The 18152-nt window shown below is 58.2% G+C and carries 18 protein-coding genes; 8 read left to right on the plus strand and 10 right to left on the minus strand.

Annotated elements, in window-relative coordinates:
• Positions 1 to 182: 182 nt before the first annotated feature.
• Entirely contained in the window at positions 183 to 1124 is a 942-nt protein-coding gene (locus ACZ3HH_RS15430; RefSeq protein ID WP_465806075.1) for a LysR family transcriptional regulator, read from the minus strand.
• Between the two features lie 131 nt (positions 1125 to 1255).
• Between ACZ3HH_RS15430 and ACZ3HH_RS15435 the strand changes: the two genes are divergently transcribed.
• Entirely contained in the window at positions 1256 to 1531 is a 276-nt protein-coding gene (locus ACZ3HH_RS15435; protein ID WP_465805693.1) for a DUF2798 domain-containing protein, read from the plus strand.
• Positions 1532 to 1782: 251 nt separating this feature from the next.
• Here the strand turns inward: ACZ3HH_RS15435 and ACZ3HH_RS15440 are convergent, their stop codons facing one another.
• Positions 1783 to 2679 carry a LysR family transcriptional regulator gene (locus tag ACZ3HH_RS15440; RefSeq protein ID WP_465805694.1) on the minus strand — a complete coding sequence of 299 codons (897 nt, stop codon included), beginning with the start codon at positions 2677 to 2679 and terminating at the stop codon, positions 1783 to 1785.
• 100 nt (positions 2680 to 2779) lie between these two features.
• On the opposite strand from ACZ3HH_RS15440, the gene ACZ3HH_RS15445 reads away from it, so the two are divergent.
• Entirely contained in the window at positions 2780 to 3442 is a 663-nt protein-coding gene (locus ACZ3HH_RS15445; protein ID WP_465805695.1) for an NADPH-dependent F420 reductase, read from the plus strand.
• A gap of 102 nt (positions 3443 to 3544) precedes the next feature.
• On the opposite strand, the gene ACZ3HH_RS15450 is transcribed toward ACZ3HH_RS15445, so the two are convergent.
• Genes ACZ3HH_RS15450 through ACZ3HH_RS15465 form a run of 4 tightly spaced genes read right to left on the minus strand, consistent with a single transcriptional unit; the run spans position 3545 to position 7124 of the window.
• Positions 3545 to 4393, minus strand: a complete 849-nt coding sequence (locus ACZ3HH_RS15450; protein WP_465805696.1) for a sugar phosphate isomerase/epimerase family protein — start codon at positions 4391 to 4393, stop codon at positions 3545 to 3547.
• 1 nt (position 4394) lies between these two features.
• Entirely contained in the window at positions 4395 to 5636 is a 1242-nt protein-coding gene (locus tag ACZ3HH_RS15455) for an NAD(P)/FAD-dependent oxidoreductase (protein WP_465805697.1), read from the minus strand.
• 18 nt (positions 5637 to 5654) lie between these two features.
• Positions 5655 to 5975 carry a MocE family 2Fe-2S type ferredoxin gene (locus tag ACZ3HH_RS15460; protein ID WP_447790044.1) on the minus strand — a complete coding sequence of 107 codons (321 nt, stop codon included), beginning with the start codon at positions 5973 to 5975 and terminating at the stop codon, positions 5655 to 5657.
• Between the two features lie 36 nt (positions 5976 to 6011).
• Entirely contained in the window at positions 6012 to 7124 is a 1113-nt protein-coding gene (locus ACZ3HH_RS15465; protein ID WP_465805698.1) for a fatty acid desaturase family protein, read from the minus strand.
• Between the two features lie 180 nt (positions 7125 to 7304).
• Between ACZ3HH_RS15465 and ACZ3HH_RS15470 the strand changes: the two genes are divergently transcribed.
• Positions 7305 to 8354, plus strand: coding sequence for a LacI family DNA-binding transcriptional regulator (locus ACZ3HH_RS15470; RefSeq protein ID WP_465805699.1), 1050 nt, complete (start codon positions 7305 to 7307; stop codon positions 8352 to 8354).
• Positions 8355 to 8565: 211 nt separating this feature from the next.
• On the opposite strand, the gene ACZ3HH_RS15475 is transcribed toward ACZ3HH_RS15470, so the two are convergent.
• Complete coding sequence (locus tag ACZ3HH_RS15475) at positions 8566 to 10587, minus strand: sigma-54 interaction domain-containing protein (RefSeq protein WP_465806077.1); 2022 nt, start codon at positions 10585 to 10587, stop codon at positions 8566 to 8568.
• A gap of 200 nt (positions 10588 to 10787) precedes the next feature.
• Here ACZ3HH_RS15475 and ACZ3HH_RS15480 point away from each other — a divergent pair, with 200 nt between their 5' ends.
• From ACZ3HH_RS15480 to ACZ3HH_RS15495, 4 genes are all read left to right on the plus strand, one after another.
• Positions 10788 to 11810, plus strand: a complete 1023-nt coding sequence (locus ACZ3HH_RS15480; RefSeq protein ID WP_447790038.1) for a Gfo/Idh/MocA family oxidoreductase — start codon at positions 10788 to 10790, stop codon at positions 11808 to 11810.
• On the plus strand, positions 11807 to 12595 hold the full coding sequence (locus ACZ3HH_RS15485) for a TIM barrel protein (RefSeq protein WP_123359822.1): 789 nt from the start codon (positions 11807 to 11809) through the stop codon (positions 12593 to 12595). The genes ACZ3HH_RS15480 and ACZ3HH_RS15485 overlap by 4 nt, the downstream gene beginning before the upstream one ends.
• Positions 12596 to 12695: 100 nt before the next feature.
• A complete protein-coding gene (locus ACZ3HH_RS15490; RefSeq protein ID WP_465805700.1) occupies positions 12696 to 13622 on the plus strand; it encodes a sugar ABC transporter substrate-binding protein in 927 nt (308 codons plus the stop codon).
• Between the two features lie 409 nt (positions 13623 to 14031).
• Positions 14032 to 14550 (plus strand): isochorismatase family protein, encoded by a 519-nt coding sequence (locus ACZ3HH_RS15495; RefSeq protein ID WP_465805701.1) that lies wholly within the window; start codon positions 14032 to 14034, stop codon positions 14548 to 14550.
• Between the two features lie 138 nt (positions 14551 to 14688).
• Here the strand turns inward: ACZ3HH_RS15495 and ACZ3HH_RS15500 are convergent, their stop codons facing one another.
• From ACZ3HH_RS15500 to ACZ3HH_RS15510, 3 genes are all read right to left on the minus strand, one after another.
• The gene (locus ACZ3HH_RS15500; protein WP_465805702.1) at positions 14689 to 14988 is read right to left on the minus strand and encodes a hypothetical protein; all 300 of its coding nucleotides are present in this window, start codon (positions 14986 to 14988) and stop codon (positions 14689 to 14691) included.
• 283 nt (positions 14989 to 15271) lie between these two features.
• Positions 15272 to 16171, minus strand: coding sequence for a DMT family transporter (locus tag ACZ3HH_RS15505; RefSeq protein WP_465805703.1), 900 nt, complete (start codon positions 16169 to 16171; stop codon positions 15272 to 15274).
• A gap of 176 nt (positions 16172 to 16347) precedes the next feature.
• Positions 16348 to 17418, minus strand: a complete 1071-nt coding sequence (locus tag ACZ3HH_RS15510; protein WP_465805704.1) for an SDR family oxidoreductase — start codon at positions 17416 to 17418, stop codon at positions 16348 to 16350.
• 74 nt (positions 17419 to 17492) lie between these two features.
• Here ACZ3HH_RS15510 and ACZ3HH_RS15515 point away from each other — a divergent pair, with 74 nt between their 5' ends.
• Complete coding sequence (locus ACZ3HH_RS15515) at positions 17493 to 17882, plus strand: MerR family transcriptional regulator (protein ID WP_110625627.1); 390 nt, start codon at positions 17493 to 17495, stop codon at positions 17880 to 17882.
• The last annotated feature ends 270 nt before the right edge of the window (positions 17883 to 18152 follow it).

Here is an 18152-nt window from a genome sequence, read left to right on the forward strand (position 1 = left end):
TCTGCTGTATATCAAAGATACGAACACCGTCGCATCTGGTGATAGGCCGCAAGATGTATTGCCGGAACGCTTACCGTTGAATCAGACTGCAATCGGCCGTAGTCACCGGCAAGCAGCAGTTCGTAACTGATATCCGATGCAAAGTTCGGCCATTGAATTTATGAAGGCGGCAAAGCACCGTATCAGGACGCCGTAAAGGTATTTTCCATCGGCCAGCGCATTTCCAGATGTTCAGTCAAATAATTCATAAAAGCTTTGACCTTGGGGGTGATGGCGGCGCGCTCCTGGACGCATACATAAATATCGAGCGGTTCAGCGTAGGCATACGTTGAAGCGTGGCGATGTTCAAACAGAGGAACGAGTTGGCCACTTTCGATATAGGGCGCCGCCACGAACTCCGCCAAACGGGTTATTCCCGCGCCGCGGATGGCCATTTGGGCTAGAGCGTCAATATCGTCGCTGATTGCGGTCGCATTGAGAGTAGCGTCGTAATGTTGCCCATCCCGGATAAAACCCCAACGTAGAAAGCGTCCGTCTAGCGGGTAGCGAAACGCTAGACAGGCATGGTGTTGGAGTTCTTCAGGATCGCGTGGCCAGCCGACTCGTTCCAAATAGATGGGTGACGCGCAGATGATAAAAGGGACTGAAACGATCTTGCGAGCGACGATCCCCTCTTCTAGTTGTGGTTTTATCCGCAGGCTCAGATCAATGCCTTCTTGAATATGATTAATTTTGCGATCTGTGGTTGAGAGTTCAAGTGTCAGGCGTGGGTAACGTGCAGCGAAGCCGGCGATTAGTGATGCCAACACATGCCGCCCGAAAGCGGAGGTAGAAGCGATGCACAGTCGCCCTTGGAGTTGAGTCTGCGCGCTGGTGATCGCGCTTTGCGCCGATTCGAGATCACGCGCTATGCGTTTCACTTTTTCGTAGTACACCATGCCGCTTTCGGTTAACGCCATGCTACGCGTGGTGCGCTGGAGAAGGCGCGTACCTAGGTGGGTTTCCAAGCGATTTATGGTCTGGCTAATGGCTGCCGCACTGACGCCCAGGGTTTTGGCCGCGCCCACGATGGAGCCCGCTTCAACCACCTTGATAAAGCTAGCAATCGCCCCTAACAGGTTCATCTTTGTCCCAGCGAGAAGAGTCATTCATAAGATTTTGTTTATAAAGCAACCACTGCTAGCCGTCTAGTTGCTAATTTTTGATCTTGCTATGGTGTTCATCACCTATCAATCGAAGATCAAAAAGGTCTGATATGAATCCAAAAACATCCTCTAAAGCTCTATCTTTCAACCAGCGTAAGCTCTCGGTTCGCGCTACGCCTTATGTTTTCGCACTGTATATGGCCACAATCATGGCGCTCTTGATGTCATTCGTGATCACTGCGGCAAATTCCGGTATTGAGATTGATTACCTAAGTAATGCGCTGCACGCCTATAAATTGGCCATGCCAGTGGCATTCCTGTGCATACTCGTCGTTCGCCCCATTGTGCTCAAACTGGTGTCTTTGACTGTACACCCACATCGTTAAGGGCGGCCGCTTGCGGCCAAATTGATGGGGCGTTGTGGACAACCCTATTGGGTCGACTGTTGCCGGCCGTCACAGGTCGGAGTCGACCTGAAGCTGCCCTTCATGGAGGGCAGCAGTCGGCCAGAAACGGACAGTCAATGAAGCAGTAGCCTGCGACCGAGATCAATCACAGATCAATGCGGCTGAGTGTCTAGTCCTGAATAAGGTTTACACCTGTTTCAGGACTAGACAGAGACAACTCAAAAGCCTGCTCAATGAGCACCAAAGCGGGCGAGCGCAGCATCGATAAATCGTCGGAGTTTGGCTGTTCTCTGACGATTGGCCGTGTAGAGCAAATGCATTTGTCGGCTCGGTGCCTGGTAGTCAGCTAACAGTCGAACTAACCCGCCGCTGCGCAATGAGGGCTCAAGAAAGTCTTCCGGTCCAAGGACAATCCCGAACCCGTCCAGTGCTGCCGACAGCAGTGCTTTGCTCTCGTTGACCTGCAATCGACTAACGACTTGTACCCGTTCAACTGCGGAACCTTTGCAGAATATCCATTCGCGGTCGGCCGGCCGGGACCAATAGGCATACCCCAGACACTCATGATTCTTCAGATCATCCGGTACTTGCGGCACTCCGCGATCGGTCAGATAGCTCGGTGCCGCACAGGCTACCAACCGATAAGGCGCCAACGGCCTGGCGGTCAAACTGGACGCGGTCAATGGGCCAATCCTGAAAGTCACTTCATAACCCTCCTCCACCAGATCGACGAAGCGATCGGTCAAATGCAGATCGATTTCGACCTCCGGATGCTGACGCAAAAACTCCGTCACAAAGGGCATGAGGCTATAGGAGCCGAACGTGACGGGAGCGCTGATTTTCAGTTTGCCGCGCGGGGTGTCGTTCATGATCTGCGCAAGGGAGTCGGCAGCCTGAGCCTCGCTCAAAATGTGCTTACAGCGTTCGTAGTAAACACTGCCCAACTCAGTCAGGCTCTGGCGTCGGGTGGTGCGGTTCAGTAGCCGCGCACCTAGCCGCTGCTCAAGCGCGGAAACATGCTTGGCCACCATCTGCGGCGATAGGCCCAATCGCTCGGCGGCGCTGGCGTAGGAGCCGGATTCCGCCGCCATCACAAACGCCCCCATGCTCGTCAGGCGATCCATCATTCAATACTCCCGGTAACGAGACTAAGTAATCGATGATCATTTATCTGCCGTTGGTTGGCAATCATCATGGTTTCTTCTTACCAACCAGCGGAGCAAGGACATGCGTATCGGCATTATTGGGGCAGGCTTCATCGGACGCGCAGTGGCGCAACTGGTTATCGCTGCGGGACACGAGGTGATGCTCAGCAATTCACGTGGGCCACAGACCATGAGCAGCGTGCTCAGTGGCATTCCTGGCAGTCAGGTCGGCACTGCCGAGGACGCAGCACAATTTGGCGACGTTGTACTCGTGGCCATTCCTCTTGAGCATTACCGAAGCGTTCCGGCCAAATCGCTAGAAGGTAAAATCGTGCTGGATGCCAATAACTACTACCCGGAACGTGACGGTCACATTGCCGCTCTCGACCGATTCGAAACCACCACCAGCCGCCTGCTCGCCGAGCATCTGCCCCACTCCAGCGTGGTCAAGGTGTTCAATGCAATCCTCGCCCAGGACCTGCTGCAGGACTCGCGCCCGAAAGCAGCGCCCGACCGACGCGCACTGCCGATCGCTGCGGATGATCCGGCGGCGAAAGCGCTGGTGATCAAGTTGCTGGATGAGATTGGATTCGACGCGGCAGATGCGGGCAGCCTTGATGAAAGCTGGCGATTCGAACGGGCTAAACCCGCCTACTGCATACCGCTGGATAAAGAGGGGCTGAAGATCGCCTTGGCTGCGGCCCAGCGGCAGGTCGAATTGCCCGAGGGAGCGTGGCGCCGCTGAATACCCACGACCGACTGGATCGAGAGAAGACTTGGAGCTGACTGAGGACAACGTCAGCTTTGGGTCCGAAAGCTGTCCGCCCTACACCACTCCTGCGTTAAATCAGCCCCCATCGATTGACCGCGCCCGGCAGTCACTCCACACCTCACGTATCACCTCCTTAAGCATCAGCGCCTCCGCCCAGCGATCGGTGATGTCGCGTCCATCGGCACCCGTAATGGCATAGGGTGGCGGGCCGAGTTCACAGGTGAAGGACAGGCTGTCGGGCGTGTTCGGTCGGGCCAGCCAATCCTCGATCCCATAGCGCCACCAGCCCACGAAACGCTCCAGCCAGGGTCGATGCTGGGCGAAGCTCAGGGGCACCTGGACCTGTTCGCCGTTGGCGACACGACCATGAAAACCCCAACTGTGGCGCAGGATGGTGTGGATCTGTTCGTCGTCCTCGGCGGTGGCCGACTCTGGCAGTTCGCGGCCCACGACATAGTGGGACAGGTCGGCCAATAGTTTGAGATCGGGCATTTCAGCGAGAATATCGAGGGTGAACAACAGGTCATTGGTGAGGCGATAACGGTGGGTTTCCAGCAGAACGGGAAAGTCCACCTGCTCGGCCAGACGCTGCCAGCCTTCGATCAGTTCGATAGCTTGCTTCAGCGTGCGCGGCCTCACGTCTGCTTGCAGCGTGAGGTGGTGGCAGCCGTAGCGGGACGCGACATCGATCGCTGCCGCCAGATCATCCACGGTGCGGGGGAACACCTGACCTTCGATTTTCAGGCCCTGCGCCTTGGCGGCGGCATGCAGGCGTGCGGCGTGTTGCGCGACCCAGAAATGGTCGGTGATGCCGTCGAAGCCGGCGGCGGCGATTTTCTCCACTTGCGCTTCCAGGGGAAGGTCGCATTGGCCGCGGTAATCTTGCATGGCCCACTGGGACTGAAAGACCAGGAATTCACGCATATCAGTTCCTCAGCAGTTGTTTGAGCGGTACATCGGCGTCGGCCAGAGCGTCAACCGAGAGAGGGTTATGGTGAGCGATCAGCCGTTCGCACAGCTTGATGTCTTTGGCGATGCTGTTCCCCCGCCCCCAGCCGCAAGCGCCTTGCAGACGTTGCTCGGCATCGAGGTAGAACAACAGGAAACCGCCACCGGGGGTTGTCCGGCTCGCCGTGGGTTCTGTGTTTGCAATCACGCCCACGGTCTGCAATCCCCAGTCGTATTGATCGGACCAAAAACCGGGAATGACCTCGAAGGGCAACTCGCCGCCCAACAGATTCAGGGCGGCATGACGGCCTTGGGTCTCGGCGTTGCGCCAGGTTTCCTGACGCTGAAAAACGCCTTGCGGGTGCAGCCGAAACTCACAGACATCGCCCGCCGCAAAGATGTCCGGCGCACTGGTGCGCAGTTGGGCATCGACGCGGATGCCCTGGCCGACCTCGAGTCCTGCGGCCGCGGCCAGTTCAGTGTTGGGTTGCATACCGATGCCCACCACCACCAGGTCGCAGGGCAGCAACTGGCCGTCGACCAGTTGCACGGACTCAACGTGAGTAGTGCCCTGCACCGCCTCAATGGCCACATTCAGCCGGACATCCACGCCCTGACTGCGATGCAGGTCCAGCAGGACACTGGACAGCCGCTCCGGCAACACCCGCCCCGCCAAAAGCGGTCCGGCCTCGAGCAAAGTCACCGTGCAACCCAAGGCTCGGGCGGTGGCGGCGACTTCGAGTCCGATGAAGCCACCGCCGATGATCACCACCCGGGCGTCAGGTTGCAACGACGCGCGCAATGCCAGCGCCTCGTCATGGGTACGCAGATAAAGCACATTGAGCAGATCCTCGGGCACCGAGGCGAGTCTGCGCGACCGCCCTCCCGTCGCCAACAACAGCCGGGCGTAATGCAGCCAGCTGCCGTCGGCCAATTGCAGACGATGCTGCGGCGGATCCAGGCATTTCACCGGGTTACCCGCCAGGTGTTCGATGTCCAGATCGGCGAGCTGAGCGGTGTCGCACAGGCTGTATCCCGCCAGATCGACCGTGCCTTGCAACAGCCCCTTGGACAGCGGCGGACGTTCATAGGGCGCGTAGGACTCGTCGCCTATCAGAATCAGGCGACCGCTATAACCTTCACCGCGCAAGGTCAGGGCCGCGCGGCCACCCGCATGCCCGGCGCCGACGATGATCAATGGAGCATTGGCAGGATTCATGGCACAGACTCCGCGCAGTTAAACCGTGATGGCGAGCAGCACACGCCCCGCCTCGACCCGGACTTCATAGGTCTTGAGGTTGACGCACACCGGTGCGCCAAGGGCTTTGCCGGAGCGGTAGTCGAAACGCCCGTTGTGCTTGGGGCACTCGACGACATGCTCCATCACCAGGCCATCAGCCAAGTGGATGGACTCGTGGGTGCACAGGCCCGCGGTGGCGAAAAATTCGCTGTTAGCGGAGCGGTAGACGGCATAGGTGTGCTGGCCATGGTCGAAACGAATGACATCTTCATCGTCGATATCGTCCACGGCACATACATCGATCCATTGATCGGTCATGGCGTTTTCTCTTGTAGTGGTACAGACAGGAAGGTGTCAGGCCGGCGTTACTTCAGGTTCCGCCTGGACGTTGGCGGCCGGCGCTGCGCGTTGTGGCAAAGGACGAGAGACGAAATGAGTCGGGTCTTTGCGCTGCTTCCAGACAGTCGGGATGATTTCCTTGAAGGCCTCGAACAGACTGGTGTAAGGCGGCGGGCAGTCGTTGCGAATCTCCTCGTGAAGCTGCGCCAGCGCGTGAAACGGCACCATCGGATACATGTGGTGCTCAAGGTGATAGTTCATGTTGAGGTACATGAAGCGCAGCACCGGGCCCATGTAAATCGTGCGGCAGTTGCTGCGGTGATCGAGTACATCCTCAGCCAGGCCGACATGCTGCGACAGGCCGAACAGGTAGGACAGCCAACCGCCATAGAGCGTCGGCAGACCAATAAACATCAGCGGCAACCAGCTCTGCATGTACAACGCAGCGCCCACGGTAAGCGCATAAATCGCTAGCCAGACGCGTGCGTCCCTCACCACCTTGGGCCACTCGGATTCGGGGATGAACGTCTGCTCTTCTTCACCCATCCGCCCTACCGCATGCCGGCAGACTGACCACATCGTCTTCAACGCATAAGGCATCCTGAACAGGCTCAGCACCATATTGATCAGGCTTGGCGGACGTGGTTCGACGATCTCCGGATCGCGGCCGACGATGACGGTGTCGGTGTGGTGCCGTGCGTGGCTCCAGCGCCAGACTTGGGGCTCGAACATGAACATGAAGCTCGACAGCTGATAGACCGCATCATTCATCCAGCGGGTTTTGAACGCTGTACCGTGACCCGCTTCGTGCCAACGGGCATTGGATGCCGTGCCGTAGAGCATCCCGTAGACGAAGAAGAACGGAACGCAGGCCCAGGAGCCCCAGAACCAGTAACCGCCGAAGCCGGTAACGACCATCGCCGACAGCCAGATCGCGGTATCAAGCAAGGCCGGGCCATCGCGGCGCTGCATCAATTCCTTCATGCGTTTACGAGAAATGGGGGACTGATACCAGCTTGCCGATACCAGGCCTTTTTGCGCCGCTCGGGCGGCTTCGGGGCCGGTCAATCGATAATCCCGAGGCACGGGTTTACCGGCGTTTTCAAAGGCTGCGTTTTGTTCAGGCATTTTATTGTTCTCCGCAAGCTTGTTTGTTTTAGGCACTTCTCGACGCGGGATCACATCGCTGGGGAAAATATAGAGAGCGTAGAAATCCCCCTCAAGCCCTTGAATACATTCCCTATCAAGCTATCATCCAGGCCCATTGAAGCTTGATAGTTTTCTATCAAAGCGCTTGCGGGGCCCGCCATGAACAACACTAAACGCCCAACCATCGCCACCGTTGCCGAACACGCTGGCTTGAGTGTCGCTACCGTGGACCGGGTGCTCAACGCCAGGGCCCCGGTCAACCCGGACACCGCCGAGCAGGTATTCCAGGCCGCCGAAGCGGTCGGTTACTTCGCTGCGAGGCTGATCGGTCAGCGGATCCGCGAACGGCGTCCCACCTATCGTTTCGGCATCCTGCTGCTCGGTACCGCCCAGGCGTTTTATGGCAACGTGGCCGCCGCCATCACCGAGGCGGCGCAGCGTCAGGCTGGCGCCAACCTGAGCATTCAATTCGAGTACGTTTTCGATCGCACGCCCAGCGCGATCATTGCCCAGATCGAACAACTGGCGGTGCAGTGCGATGGTCTGGCGGTGGTCAGCTTCGCGCATCCGCTGATCAATGCCGCCATCGCGCAGATCAGAGAGGCCGGCGTGCCGGTGATCGCAATGCTGTCGGACATTCATGAGACGGCGGATGAACCTTACGTCGGCCAGGATAATCACGAGGTCGGACGTACCATGGGTTGGCTGATGGCGCACACGTGTGGCGCCCGCAAAGGCAGTGTCGGGGTGTTGCTCGGCGGCCACCGTTTTCTTGGCCATCAGGCGCGGGTCGAGGGGTTGCGCAGCTACCTGGCGGAGCGCGCCCCAGGGTTGCGGCTGCTGGAAGCGGTGATCAATCTGGACAACTGCGACATCACTGAAGAGGCGACGCTGGACCTGCTGGCGCGGCATGACGATTTGCGTGGTTTGTGCGTAGTCGGTGGTGGCGGCGACGGGGTCATCAATGCCCTCTCGCAACTGCCGAAGCAGCCGTCGCTGTGCTGCATTCTGCAGGAGTCGACCGAGCTGTCGCGACAAGCCCTGGATCAGGGATTGATCAGCCTGGTAATCGACTCCCAGCCGCGATTACTGGCAACCGCGCTGATCGATTTGCTGGTCGAGTTGCAGACCACGCCAGACTTCGATCCGATCCGGCATCGAATCCATATTCCGTTGCAGATCATCACCTCAGAGAATGCCCGACCCTGAACCTGTGAGTGGTACCGAGAATATCCACACACTTTCGCAGACACACTAAACCTGTGGCGAGGGAGCTTGCTCCCGCTGGGCTGCGTAGCAGCCCCAAAACCGATCACTGAGTTTCTTCTGAAAGACTGAGACAAGCCCTATTGGGGTCGCTGCGCAACCCAGCGGGAGCAAGCTCCCTCGCCACAAGGTTGCTCTTCATTCAGCCTACTCATCAGAAGTCGGGTTCCGAACGGAAAGCATCGGCACTCAGCCCGAACCGATTCAACTTGTTGTACAACCCGCCACGAGAAACATTCAGCTGCCTCGCGGCCAAGCGGATGTTGCCGCGGGTATCCCTGAGGGCTGCGATAATCGCATTCATTTCATGAGTGCCGAGGTCCAGGGCAGCCCGGGGTTCGGGCACACTTCCCGGCGCCGGCTGACGTAGCCTTTGCTTGATTTCAAGCGGTAGATCAGCTGGCTGAATCAGTTCGGTCACCGCCAGATTGGTCGCGCGTTCGATGGTGTTTTCCAACTCGCGAACATTACCCGGCCAGCTATAGGCCGAAAGAATATCCAGCGCCTCTGGCGAGATGCCCTGCACCGATTTGCGCAGCGACCGGGTGCAACGATTGAGAAAATGTCGCGCCAGCAATGGAACATCTTCCCGACGCATCCGCAGCGGCGGAACCGTCAGATTCAGCACATTGAGCCGGTAGTAAAGATCCTCACGGAAGGCGCCATCGGCAACCGCCTGGCTCAGGTTGCGGTGGGTGGCGGCGATGATACGTACATCCACTTGCTGCGATTTTTTCGCGCCCACGCGCGTCACCTCGCCTTCTTGCAAGACGCGCAGCAGGCTGACCTGGGCATCGAAAGACATGTCACCGATTTCGTCGAGGAAGATCGTTCCGCCATCGGCCAATTCGAACTTCCCGGCAGAGCCTCCACGGGCCGATCCGGTGAAGGCGCCCTCAACATGACCAAACAGTTCGCTCTGCACCAGGTCTCGCGGAATGGCCCCGCAATTGACGGCCACAAACGGACCGCTGCAACGGTCGCTGGCGTTATGGATTGCCTGGGCAAACAGCTCCTTACCGGTACCGCTTTCACCGAGGATCAGCGTGGTCGAATCACTGCGACTGGCAATCCGCCCCAGGTGCAATGCGTCCTGTATGGCTCGCGAACTGCCTTGAATGGTCTCGAAGGTGTAGCTGGCTTGAGTGCCGATGATCCGCCGGGTAATTTCCCGGATGCGCCGGTTCTCGCGCAACGAAACAATGCGCCCGCCCTGCTCCAGTGGGCACACCGACACCAGACACGCCAAGAGGCTGCGATCATGCAACTCGAAGGTGCAATCCAGATCTCTTATCCCTTCATGCTGCTGCCCTTCCCCGCCGCGCAGCAGAATCTGATCGGTCAGTTCGCTCTGGCCCAGACGCTGGAACGGACTGCCCAACAGATCCCGGCCGACGCGGAACAATTGGCGGGCATAACGGTTGAGCGCCTTGATGCAGCCCCGCTCATCCAGCACCACAAGACCCTCGTTGAGCACTTCGAGGACGGTTTGTTGTTCTTCCAGCAGCGCTTGAAGCGCCATCTGCCGCGAGACCGCTTCGGCCGCTGCCTGGACGGTGCCCAGCGTATGGAAATGAAACCACCCCGGCTCGGCGGTCAAGGTCAGCATCGCCAGCGTCCTGCCCTGCGCATCCCTGATCGGCGCGGCAGCACAATGCATGCGCCGCCGACGCAGGCCAGTCCCGAAGTTTTCCTCGGCCAGCACATACACCAATCGATCTTCGGCAATCGCCAGCCCGGTGCAGTTGGTGCCCTGTACTGACTCCAGCAGCCGACTGCCCACAGGCGTGAGGTCCAGGCCACAGAAATACAGGGTTGTGCCTGCGGCATCGGTCAGATTGATATGGCCCCTGGGGTTGTAAGCCAGCAATCCCTTCATGACCTCCGCGGCCGCTGTGATCAAGGGGCGATTGGCCGCCAGCGTTGCGGCCAGAACGGCCGGGGCGACAAACCGGTATTCGCCATCCTCAGGATCGAGACCGGCACTGACGCTGCGCAGCCAGGAATCCCAAATAACCTGCCGGACGCCGGCCGGTCGATCGATGCGCCCTTTCAGGCAAGCCAGCCAAGCCTGATCCAGCTCGGCGATCGGTCCTTCGTTCAACGATGCAGGCCCGAGCGCGGTGATGTAATCGAGGTCTTGCGTGCTGAAGGCTGTTAGCTGTGGGTTCACCATCATCGATCTGCTTCTATGTTCACGTTTTAGACATGTCAGTGTAGACATGTCATGAAAATGAGCACTTTTTTCAATAAATATTAATTAACTCCTTAAATATCAATTACTTAAAAATTGGCACAGCCCTTGCTCCCATGATTTACGTCAGCGAGGACATTCCTGCTGCGAGTCATTGAACAACAATAAAAGGGAGTCATTTCATGAGTACGTCCAAGATCATCCGCCTGGGTCTCATCGGTGCTGGCCGCATGGGCAGCTTTCACGGCCTGACTGCCGCCAGACACATTCCCGGCGCCTGCCTGGCCGCCATCGCCGACCCTACACCCGGTCAAGCCGCGCGCCTGGCCGCAGAGTTGGGTGTGCAACGGGTCTATACCGATCCACAGCAACTGCTCGATGACCCGGAAATTGACGCTGTCTTGATTGCTGCCCCCGCCCGCAGCCATGCCGAACTGGTGATCAGTGCGGCCCGCGCCGGCAAAGGTGTGTTTTGTGAAAAACCCATGGCCATCACCCTCGACGAGGCCGACCGCGCCATCGCCGCAGCCGCCGATGCGCGAGTGCCGCTGCAGGTCGGCTTCAACCGCCGCTTTGCCAAAAGCTTCAGGGCCGCCCACCTGGACGTGGTCGCCGGCCGTATCGGTACCCCGCAACTGCTGCGCTCGCTGACCCGCGACCCGGCGCTGAACAACCCGGCTGCCTCGCCACAGTGGGTGATTTTCCTCGAAACCCTGATCCATGACTTCGATACCCTGCGCTACCTCAATCCCGGCGCCGAAGCGGTTGAGGTTTTTGTCATGGCCGATGCCCTGATCGCTCCAGACTACAAGGCCAAAGGCTTCCTCGACACCGCCGTGGTCACGATCCGTTTCGACAACGGCGCCATCGCGACGGCCGAGGCCAATTTCCAGGCCGTGTATGGCTACGATGTTCGAGGGGAAGTGTTCGGCAGTGCTGGCATGCTGACCATGGGCAGCCTCAATGACTCTGACCTGGTGCGCTATCTGGCCAATGGCATCCAGGCCGACACCCAGCGCATGGATACCGACCTGCTGCGTGATGCCTACGTGGCCGAGCTCAATCACTTTGTCGACTGCCTGCGCACCGGCGAAAAACCGCTCGCCAGCGGTGAAGATGCCCGGGCGGCACTGGCCATTGCCCGCGCGTGTATCGAGTCCTTCCAGCAGGGCAAACCTGTGCGCGTGCAAGGAGCCCATTCATGAGTTTCACACCGTTCAAACTGGCGATCAGTGCCGAGATGGTCTTCCTCGATCTGCCATTCACAGAGCGCGTCAAACGCATTCACGCGCTGGGTTTCAGCGCCGAACTCTGGGACTGGACGAAGAAAGACATTGCGGCCCTTGTCGCCACGGGCGCTGACTTCACCTCCATGACCGGCTACATCTCGGGCAACCTGACCGACCCCGAAGACATCCAGCACCTGCTCGACAGCGCACGGGAATCCCTGGCCGTCGCCGCACAACTGAATTGCCCGAGTCTCAACCTGCACGGCACTGGCCTGGGCGACCAAGGTTTGCCGGTCAAACCCGTGGCCCACACCACCGGACGCATGTGGCTGAGCGCCTGCAAGACCCTGGAAAAAATCGCTCGCCTGGGCGAAGACGCTGGCCGGGTATTCTTGCTGGAAAACCTCAATACCGAGGTGGACCACCCCGGCACTCCCTTCGCTCGCGCCGACGACACCCTGGCGCTGATCGAGGCTGTGGGCAGCCCTCATTTGAAGATGAACCTGGACCTTTACCATGCCCAGATCGGCGAAGGAAACCTGATCGAACTGATCCAGCGCGCCGGCAGCGCCATCGGGGAAATCCAGGTCGCCGATGTCCCCGGCCGCATGGAACCCGGCACCGGTGAAATCCATTATCCGGCCATTGCCAAAGCCTTGTTCCGCATGGGATACACCGGTGTCGTCGGGCTCGAGGGCTGGGCCAGCGGCGACAGCGAGGCCGCACTTGAACGCTTTCGGCAAGCCTTCACGCTGGATTGAGGACGCTGGCGCGCTCGGCAGGTTTGATTCAGAGAGCGCCAGAAACCCTCACGTTTGATTTTGATGAATTTCAACTCATAACAAAAAAGGAAAAACCATCATGCGTCGCTGCACACTGCTTTTTGCCACGCTGTTATTCCTCTTCAGCCAATGGGCCGCCGCCAGCTATCGCATCGGTGTCAGCATTGCCAGGGTTGACGACAACTTCATGACCTATGTGCGCAGCGGCCTGGAAGATGCCGCCAAAAAGGAGAACGTCCAGATCCAGTTCGAGGATGCCCAGGGCGATGTGGTTCGCCAGCTCAATCAGATTCAGGGCTTTCTCGGCCAGAAAGTGGATGCCGTCATCGTCCTGCCCGTGGACACCGCCGCCACCGCCAACATGACTCGCGCCGCCGTCGAAGCGAAAATACCGCTGGTCTACGTCAACCGCCATCCGGACGAACGCGTCCTGCCCAAAGGCGTGGTCACGGTGGCGTCCAACGACGTTGAGGCCGGGCAACTGCAAATGCGCTACCTGGCTGACAAGATGGCGGGCAAAGGCAACATAGCGATCATCATGGGCGACCTCGCACAGAACTCCACGCACGACCGCACCGAAGGCGTCAAACAGGTGCTCAAGGACTATCCAGGGATCAAGATCGTCGAACAACAAAGTGCCGAGTGGCAGCGCAATAAAGGGATGGACCTGACCAGCAACTGGCTGCTGGCCGGCACCGGTTTTGATGCCATCGTGGCCAACAACGACGAGATGGCCATCGGCGCCGCCATGGCACTGCAGCAAGCCGGAAAAGCCAAGGGCGAGATTGCAATTGTCGGCATCGACGGCTTGCCTGACGGCTTGGCGGCGATCAAGCGCGGGATGCTCGTAGCCTCCGTCTTTCAAGACCCCAAAGCGCAAGCGACCAGCGCACTGCAAGCGGCCATCAAGATGATCAAAGGTGAGCCGGTCGAAACGGATGTCTGGGTGCCCTTTCAGCTGATCACGCCGGAGCAGGTAGCGGTGTTTGAGCAGCATTATAGATAGCGTCAAACGGCTGCGTGGTTAGTCGCGCTTGTTCATTGAGGTTATGTCGCAACGCAGACGTTCAAGCAGTTTGATTGCTGCCCTTGGTGACGGGCAGCAATCTGTCATACATCGTGGTTCTGGCCGGATGCCTTCGCACCGTTCGTGCGGCCTACTCCTCAAAAGCGCCCCGTGGCATCACGATGTTTGGCGCACGGATACGCGTCCTTGCCAACCAGGCACCGTGCAGATACTGTCAGCTTCATGAATCAACCACGCATTGCCTCGACCACCACAACCACGACCGCCCAGGGCGGGTCGTGAGAGGTGTCGTGAGCCAATAACGCACGAACTTCAAAGGCCCGCCAGTGATGGAGAGGGCCTTTTCTTTTGCCCTTGTGTCACTGGTCCAAACGCAAGGAAAAGCACTATGCATGCACTGTTGATTCTCGATATGCAGGTTGGATTGTTTCATGGCCCGGATAAACCCTGGGCTGGCGAAGCGCTGTTAAACACCTTGAATAGCCTGCTGAGCAAAGCCCGGAAGGCAGGCGCGCCAGTTTTCCTGGCTCGCCATGTGGGTCCGCCTGGCTCGCCTATCGAGCCTGCGAGCCCGTTGACACAATTGGTGCGGGAACTGCTTCTACAAGGCGACGAAGTGATCTTCGAAAAAAGCCGACCCAACGCTTTCGCCATGACTGATCTGGCCGATCGGTTAAAAGCTTGTGGATCTCAAGGTGTGGTTATTGCCGGAATGAAGACCCAGTATTGTGTCGACAGCACCTGCCGCGCCGCACGAGATCTTGGGTTCGATGCAGTGCTGATCGCCGACGGTCATACCTGCACCGACACCGCTGCGTTGACGGCCGAAAATATCGTCGCTCATCACAATGCAACCCTGGCGGGCCCATTCTGTCGTGTCGTTCGCGCTGAGAACTGGAACTTCTGACCAACGTGGATAGATCGGCTCAGACTGGGTCGATCTATCCTTCGTCGGCGTCGTTACCGCTTGAGCCGCGTGTCAGGCCCGAGCGTGTCGGATATCGGGCCTGACATTACTCGCTCGTTCCATCCAACGAGCCATTTTCTAATTTTTGCACTCCGACAAAACCACGTGGCAGGTATCCGGCGTGCCACCGGATCGGCCGGCATAGCGTATGCAATTAGTCAGGGATTTTTCGCGCGCAATGTTCAAGGTAGAGCCCCACGCCAGGCCACCTTCGCCAGCGGTGGGTAGCGCTTTTGCATAGCAGCTTGAACCTGTGTTTGAGGCCGAATAGCGAGCCGTGGCAGCCTTGCCTGCACATCCCGCCGTCAGCGCCAGGTCGATGGCTAACAGGGAGAGCAGGACCCATGATGAGCATTGGCACGCTGTTGTTCCGATCATCCCGTTTCCCCTGTAGCAAGAGGCATGAGCCACGTTTGTGCTCGTGTACTACTCAGATTAGACGGTGTTGTGCCTGCCTTTGGCTCCGTTCAGCGGACTGATTTGCGCTGGCCCCGACATTAGCGATATTCCCTTTGTGGACCGTTCCACTCGAGCCCCCTACCTGCGTGCCACCCTCCGGAAGTTGCCAAAATAGCCCGGTTGCCTACGCTACTGGAATGTACGCATCAGTCCCTGTTTTGGAGAACCAGGATGATCAGCAAAATCAGGATCCGAAAATAGCTCACTCGGTCGAAGGTACGGATGCTTTGCTGCCCAAGCGGATTAGTTCATTGGAGAAACACAGGCCGACGATGATCAGTGCCGCTCCCGCGTACAGGCTTTCGCGCGGTACTTCATTGAGCGCCACAAACGCCAGCAGGGCGGCGAACAGCGGCTCGGTCAGTTCCAGCGCCTGCACTTGGGATGGCTTGAGATACTCGATGGCCTTGGTGGTGCAGAAGAAGCCCAGGATTGTCGGCAGCGTGGCCAGCGCCAGCAGCGCTGCGATCGCCAGCGGCGACAGCTCGCCCATCGCAAAACCATCGGCCGCAGCCGGCATCAGCAGGTACAGGCTGCCAAAGAACAACAATTGTCGGGTGAAGTGCAGTCCCCCCGACACACCCATACGCTTCATGGCAACCGAAAAGGCCCCATAGCCGCAGCCGGCCGTGGAGGCGAGCGCAGCACCTTGCAGGGTAAAGCCCTGCTGCAGGTCGCCGCCGAAGATCACCGCGATCCCGGCGATCGCCAGTGCGGCGCCCACGGTCGCGTTCGCGGTGATGGCATCCTTGAGAAAAATGCGCCCCAGAATGATCGAGGAAATTGACGCACTGGCCATCAACACCACCACCACACCTGCTGCAGCGTAGTGTCGATAGGCGGACGTTTCGAAGTGGAACAGCACAAAGATGCCAAGGAACGCGCAGATAGCCGCCTGAGTCCATTTGGTCGTCGACGCCGGGCGCTTGAGGAAAAACAGTAAGATCGAGAGAAGCACGCAACCAAGCACGGTCTTGATGACAGCGACACTGCTAGCGGTGAAACCATTACTCATGAGTACTTTGCTGAGTACACCGATCGTTGCGTTCAGTGCCGCAGCGGAGAGTGCAAACATGACGCCTTTGCTGAAAGTAGATTGCATTGATGACGATCCCTGTCGCTGAATTGTCGTTCGATAGAATGCCGCCCTACATCGACGGCGCAAAGTTTGAGGATACGAAGATCCCACCAACCCCAGTATTTATTGTGGCATAAGCTGGATCGCCCAGTAGGATGCTATTCGCCTTCTTGTCGCCGCCAAGGGAGAAGTCAGAGGGCCTAGCCCTTGGCTATGCAACATGAGCTGACGAACGTTGCAGTGTGCTGCAAAGACTGACGTATATCCGGTTTGGCTATTCCATACCTGTCGGCAAATTGCTCGACCGCCGTTGTATCAAAACGAGTGGTCTGGATAAAGTCCAAGGCTTCGGGTTTTGTATTCAAAAACCGCGCGACGGGAGGAATACTCAGTAGCAACTTCAGCAATCGGAGTGAAATGTAATGCTTGGGAGACTTTAAGCCCAAAGGTTGTGCCACCTGTACCAGGAGTTCTCGCAAATTGGGAGTTTGGTCATCAAGCGCCAGCAGTTCCTGACCCACCATGGCAGGATCAAAAGCACAAACCGCCACCAGTTCAACCAGGTAATCCACGGTGACCAGTGGCAGCCAGTGCTTGGCGGTACCAGGCACTGCAGTCAGCTTTCCCTGCACAAGGTTGCGTATCAGCTCCACTAGCGGCTGACCGTCAACGATATGCCCCGTGCGGCTGTGGCCACAGACCGTCGCGGGGTGGACAACGGTAATCTCCCCACCCTTGGCGGACATGACCTCCAGGGTCGCAAAATGCGCCTCCAGCTTGCTCGCCTCGTAACCACCGACATGCCGGTAGACGGCAGGCCAATTCGTCCGCTCCGGATAACGAGGATCAATTCCGATGCGTTGCAGATGTTCATGGTTTTTCAGCATGTAGCCGCCGATCATCACTAACCGGCTTTTTTGCTCAGCCGCCAGCAGCGCCACGCGCTTTGCCCCTTCTACGTTCACCGCACGAGATTGCTCCACTGAAAGTCCCCAGGCGAAGTGGGCGCCTAGGTGGAATACGACGCTGGCATGCCTTAGCACTTCTCGATCAGCAAGACTCAGCCCCAGGTTGTCCCGTTCCAGATCGCCAGCTACGGCAAATACCCGGGTTGCGCACCCGCCCAAATTGTCGATTTGCTCCCGCAGTTCAGCAAGTCGCTCCGGGCGACGCATCAACACCCGAATGGTGTGACCTTTTGCACTCAGGTACGCCACCAAATGTTGACCGATGAAACCGGTACCCCCCGTGACAAAGCACTCCACGCTCATTTCCCTGTTCCTTGTTTAAGGTGAGGAACCAAGCGTAAACTATCGACCCAACTCTATGGTCAAGCGGTGTTTTCATGAAAATCGGCGAACTCGAGGCCCGCAGCGGTGCCAGCCGCCATACGCTACGTTACTACGAGCAAATCGGCCTGATCTCACCGCAGCGGCGAACTAACAACTATCGCGATTACACAGCGCAAACTCTGCAGGATCTGGACTTTATCCAGCGCGCGCAAAGCATGGGGTTTTCCCTGGGGGAAATAGGCGAGATTCTGGATGCGCAGCGGAACAAGCTGATCGATTGTGCTGACGGCGCCAAGCTAATTGAAAAGAAGATGGCAGAAGTCAAACAGAAAATCGCCAACCTCCAAAGTATTTATCGGTATCTGGATGAAGAGCGTGCAAACCTCGAAGCCAGTGCTGCCAAACAACTTGAGCTTCAGCAGTTGAACAACTCTTCCAACTGAACGGTCAGCATCTAGAGATGCGGAAGCTGCAGCCTGTTTCAAGTTTCAAGTTTCAAGTTTCAAGCCCCCTTATGCATTTTCTAAAGCCTTCTGGCCAGGCCCTGGACAGCAAACGTCAGCCCAACAGACCTTGCGTGGTTAAACGGGCGCCCATCTATGCGGCAGCAACTCGGTAATCTGTATCCGTCCGGCGGTGTCCTCTAGCCCGCCCTGAAAAGCTATGGTATCCGTCCTTTGGGCGAGTCGGCGAAACAGAGTGACTCGTCTTCT

The organism is Pseudomonas sp. PME37.24/025 (genome assembly GCF_055556615.1).

What these genes read in the sequence shown, in the direction of transcription:
- ACZ3HH_RS15490 (WP_465805700.1), top strand. Translation starts at nt 12,696, where the DNA reads ATGCGTCGCTGCACACTGCTTTTTGCCACGCTGTTATTCCTCTTCAGC.
- ACZ3HH_RS15505 (WP_465805703.1), bottom strand. Translation starts at nt 16,171, where the DNA reads ATGCAATCTACTTTCAGCAAAGGCGTCATGTTTGCACTCTCCGCTGCG.
- ACZ3HH_RS15465 (WP_465805698.1), bottom strand. Translation starts at nt 7,124, where the DNA reads ATGCCTGAACAAAACGCAGCCTTTGAAAACGCCGGTAAACCCGTGCCT.
- ACZ3HH_RS15500 (WP_465805702.1), bottom strand. Translation starts at nt 14,988, where the DNA reads ATGATCGGAACAACAGCGTGCCAATGCTCATCATGGGTCCTGCTCTCC.
- ACZ3HH_RS15445 (WP_465805695.1), top strand. Translation starts at nt 2,780, where the DNA reads ATGCGTATCGGCATTATTGGGGCAGGCTTCATCGGACGCGCAGTGGCG.
- ACZ3HH_RS15475 (WP_465806077.1), bottom strand. Translation starts at nt 10,587, where the DNA reads ATGGTGAACCCACAGCTAACAGCCTTCAGCACGCAAGACCTCGATTAC.
- ACZ3HH_RS15470 (WP_465805699.1), top strand. Translation starts at nt 7,305, where the DNA reads ATGAACAACACTAAACGCCCAACCATCGCCACCGTTGCCGAACACGCT.
- ACZ3HH_RS15510 (WP_465805704.1), bottom strand. Translation starts at nt 17,418, where the DNA reads ATGAGCGTGGAGTGCTTTGTCACGGGGGGTACCGGTTTCATCGGTCAA.
- ACZ3HH_RS15450 (WP_465805696.1), bottom strand. Translation starts at nt 4,393, where the DNA reads ATGCGTGAATTCCTGGTCTTTCAGTCCCAGTGGGCCATGCAAGATTAC.
- ACZ3HH_RS15485 (WP_123359822.1), top strand. Translation starts at nt 11,807, where the DNA reads ATGAGTTTCACACCGTTCAAACTGGCGATCAGTGCCGAGATGGTCTTC.
- ACZ3HH_RS15495 (WP_465805701.1), top strand. Translation starts at nt 14,032, where the DNA reads ATGCATGCACTGTTGATTCTCGATATGCAGGTTGGATTGTTTCATGGC.
- ACZ3HH_RS15440 (WP_465805694.1), bottom strand. Translation starts at nt 2,679, where the DNA reads ATGATGGATCGCCTGACGAGCATGGGGGCGTTTGTGATGGCGGCGGAA.
- ACZ3HH_RS15515 (WP_110625627.1), top strand. Translation starts at nt 17,493, where the DNA reads ATGAAAATCGGCGAACTCGAGGCCCGCAGCGGTGCCAGCCGCCATACG.
- ACZ3HH_RS15435 (WP_465805693.1), top strand. Translation starts at nt 1,256, where the DNA reads ATGAATCCAAAAACATCCTCTAAAGCTCTATCTTTCAACCAGCGTAAG.
- ACZ3HH_RS15455 (WP_465805697.1), bottom strand. Translation starts at nt 5,636, where the DNA reads ATGAATCCTGCCAATGCTCCATTGATCATCGTCGGCGCCGGGCATGCG.
- ACZ3HH_RS15480 (WP_447790038.1), top strand. Translation starts at nt 10,788, where the DNA reads ATGAGTACGTCCAAGATCATCCGCCTGGGTCTCATCGGTGCTGGCCGC.
- ACZ3HH_RS15460 (WP_447790044.1), bottom strand. Translation starts at nt 5,975, where the DNA reads ATGACCGATCAATGGATCGATGTATGTGCCGTGGACGATATCGACGAT.
- ACZ3HH_RS15430 (WP_465806075.1), bottom strand. Translation starts at nt 1,124, where the DNA reads ATGAACCTGTTAGGGGCGATTGCTAGCTTTATCAAGGTGGTTGAAGCG.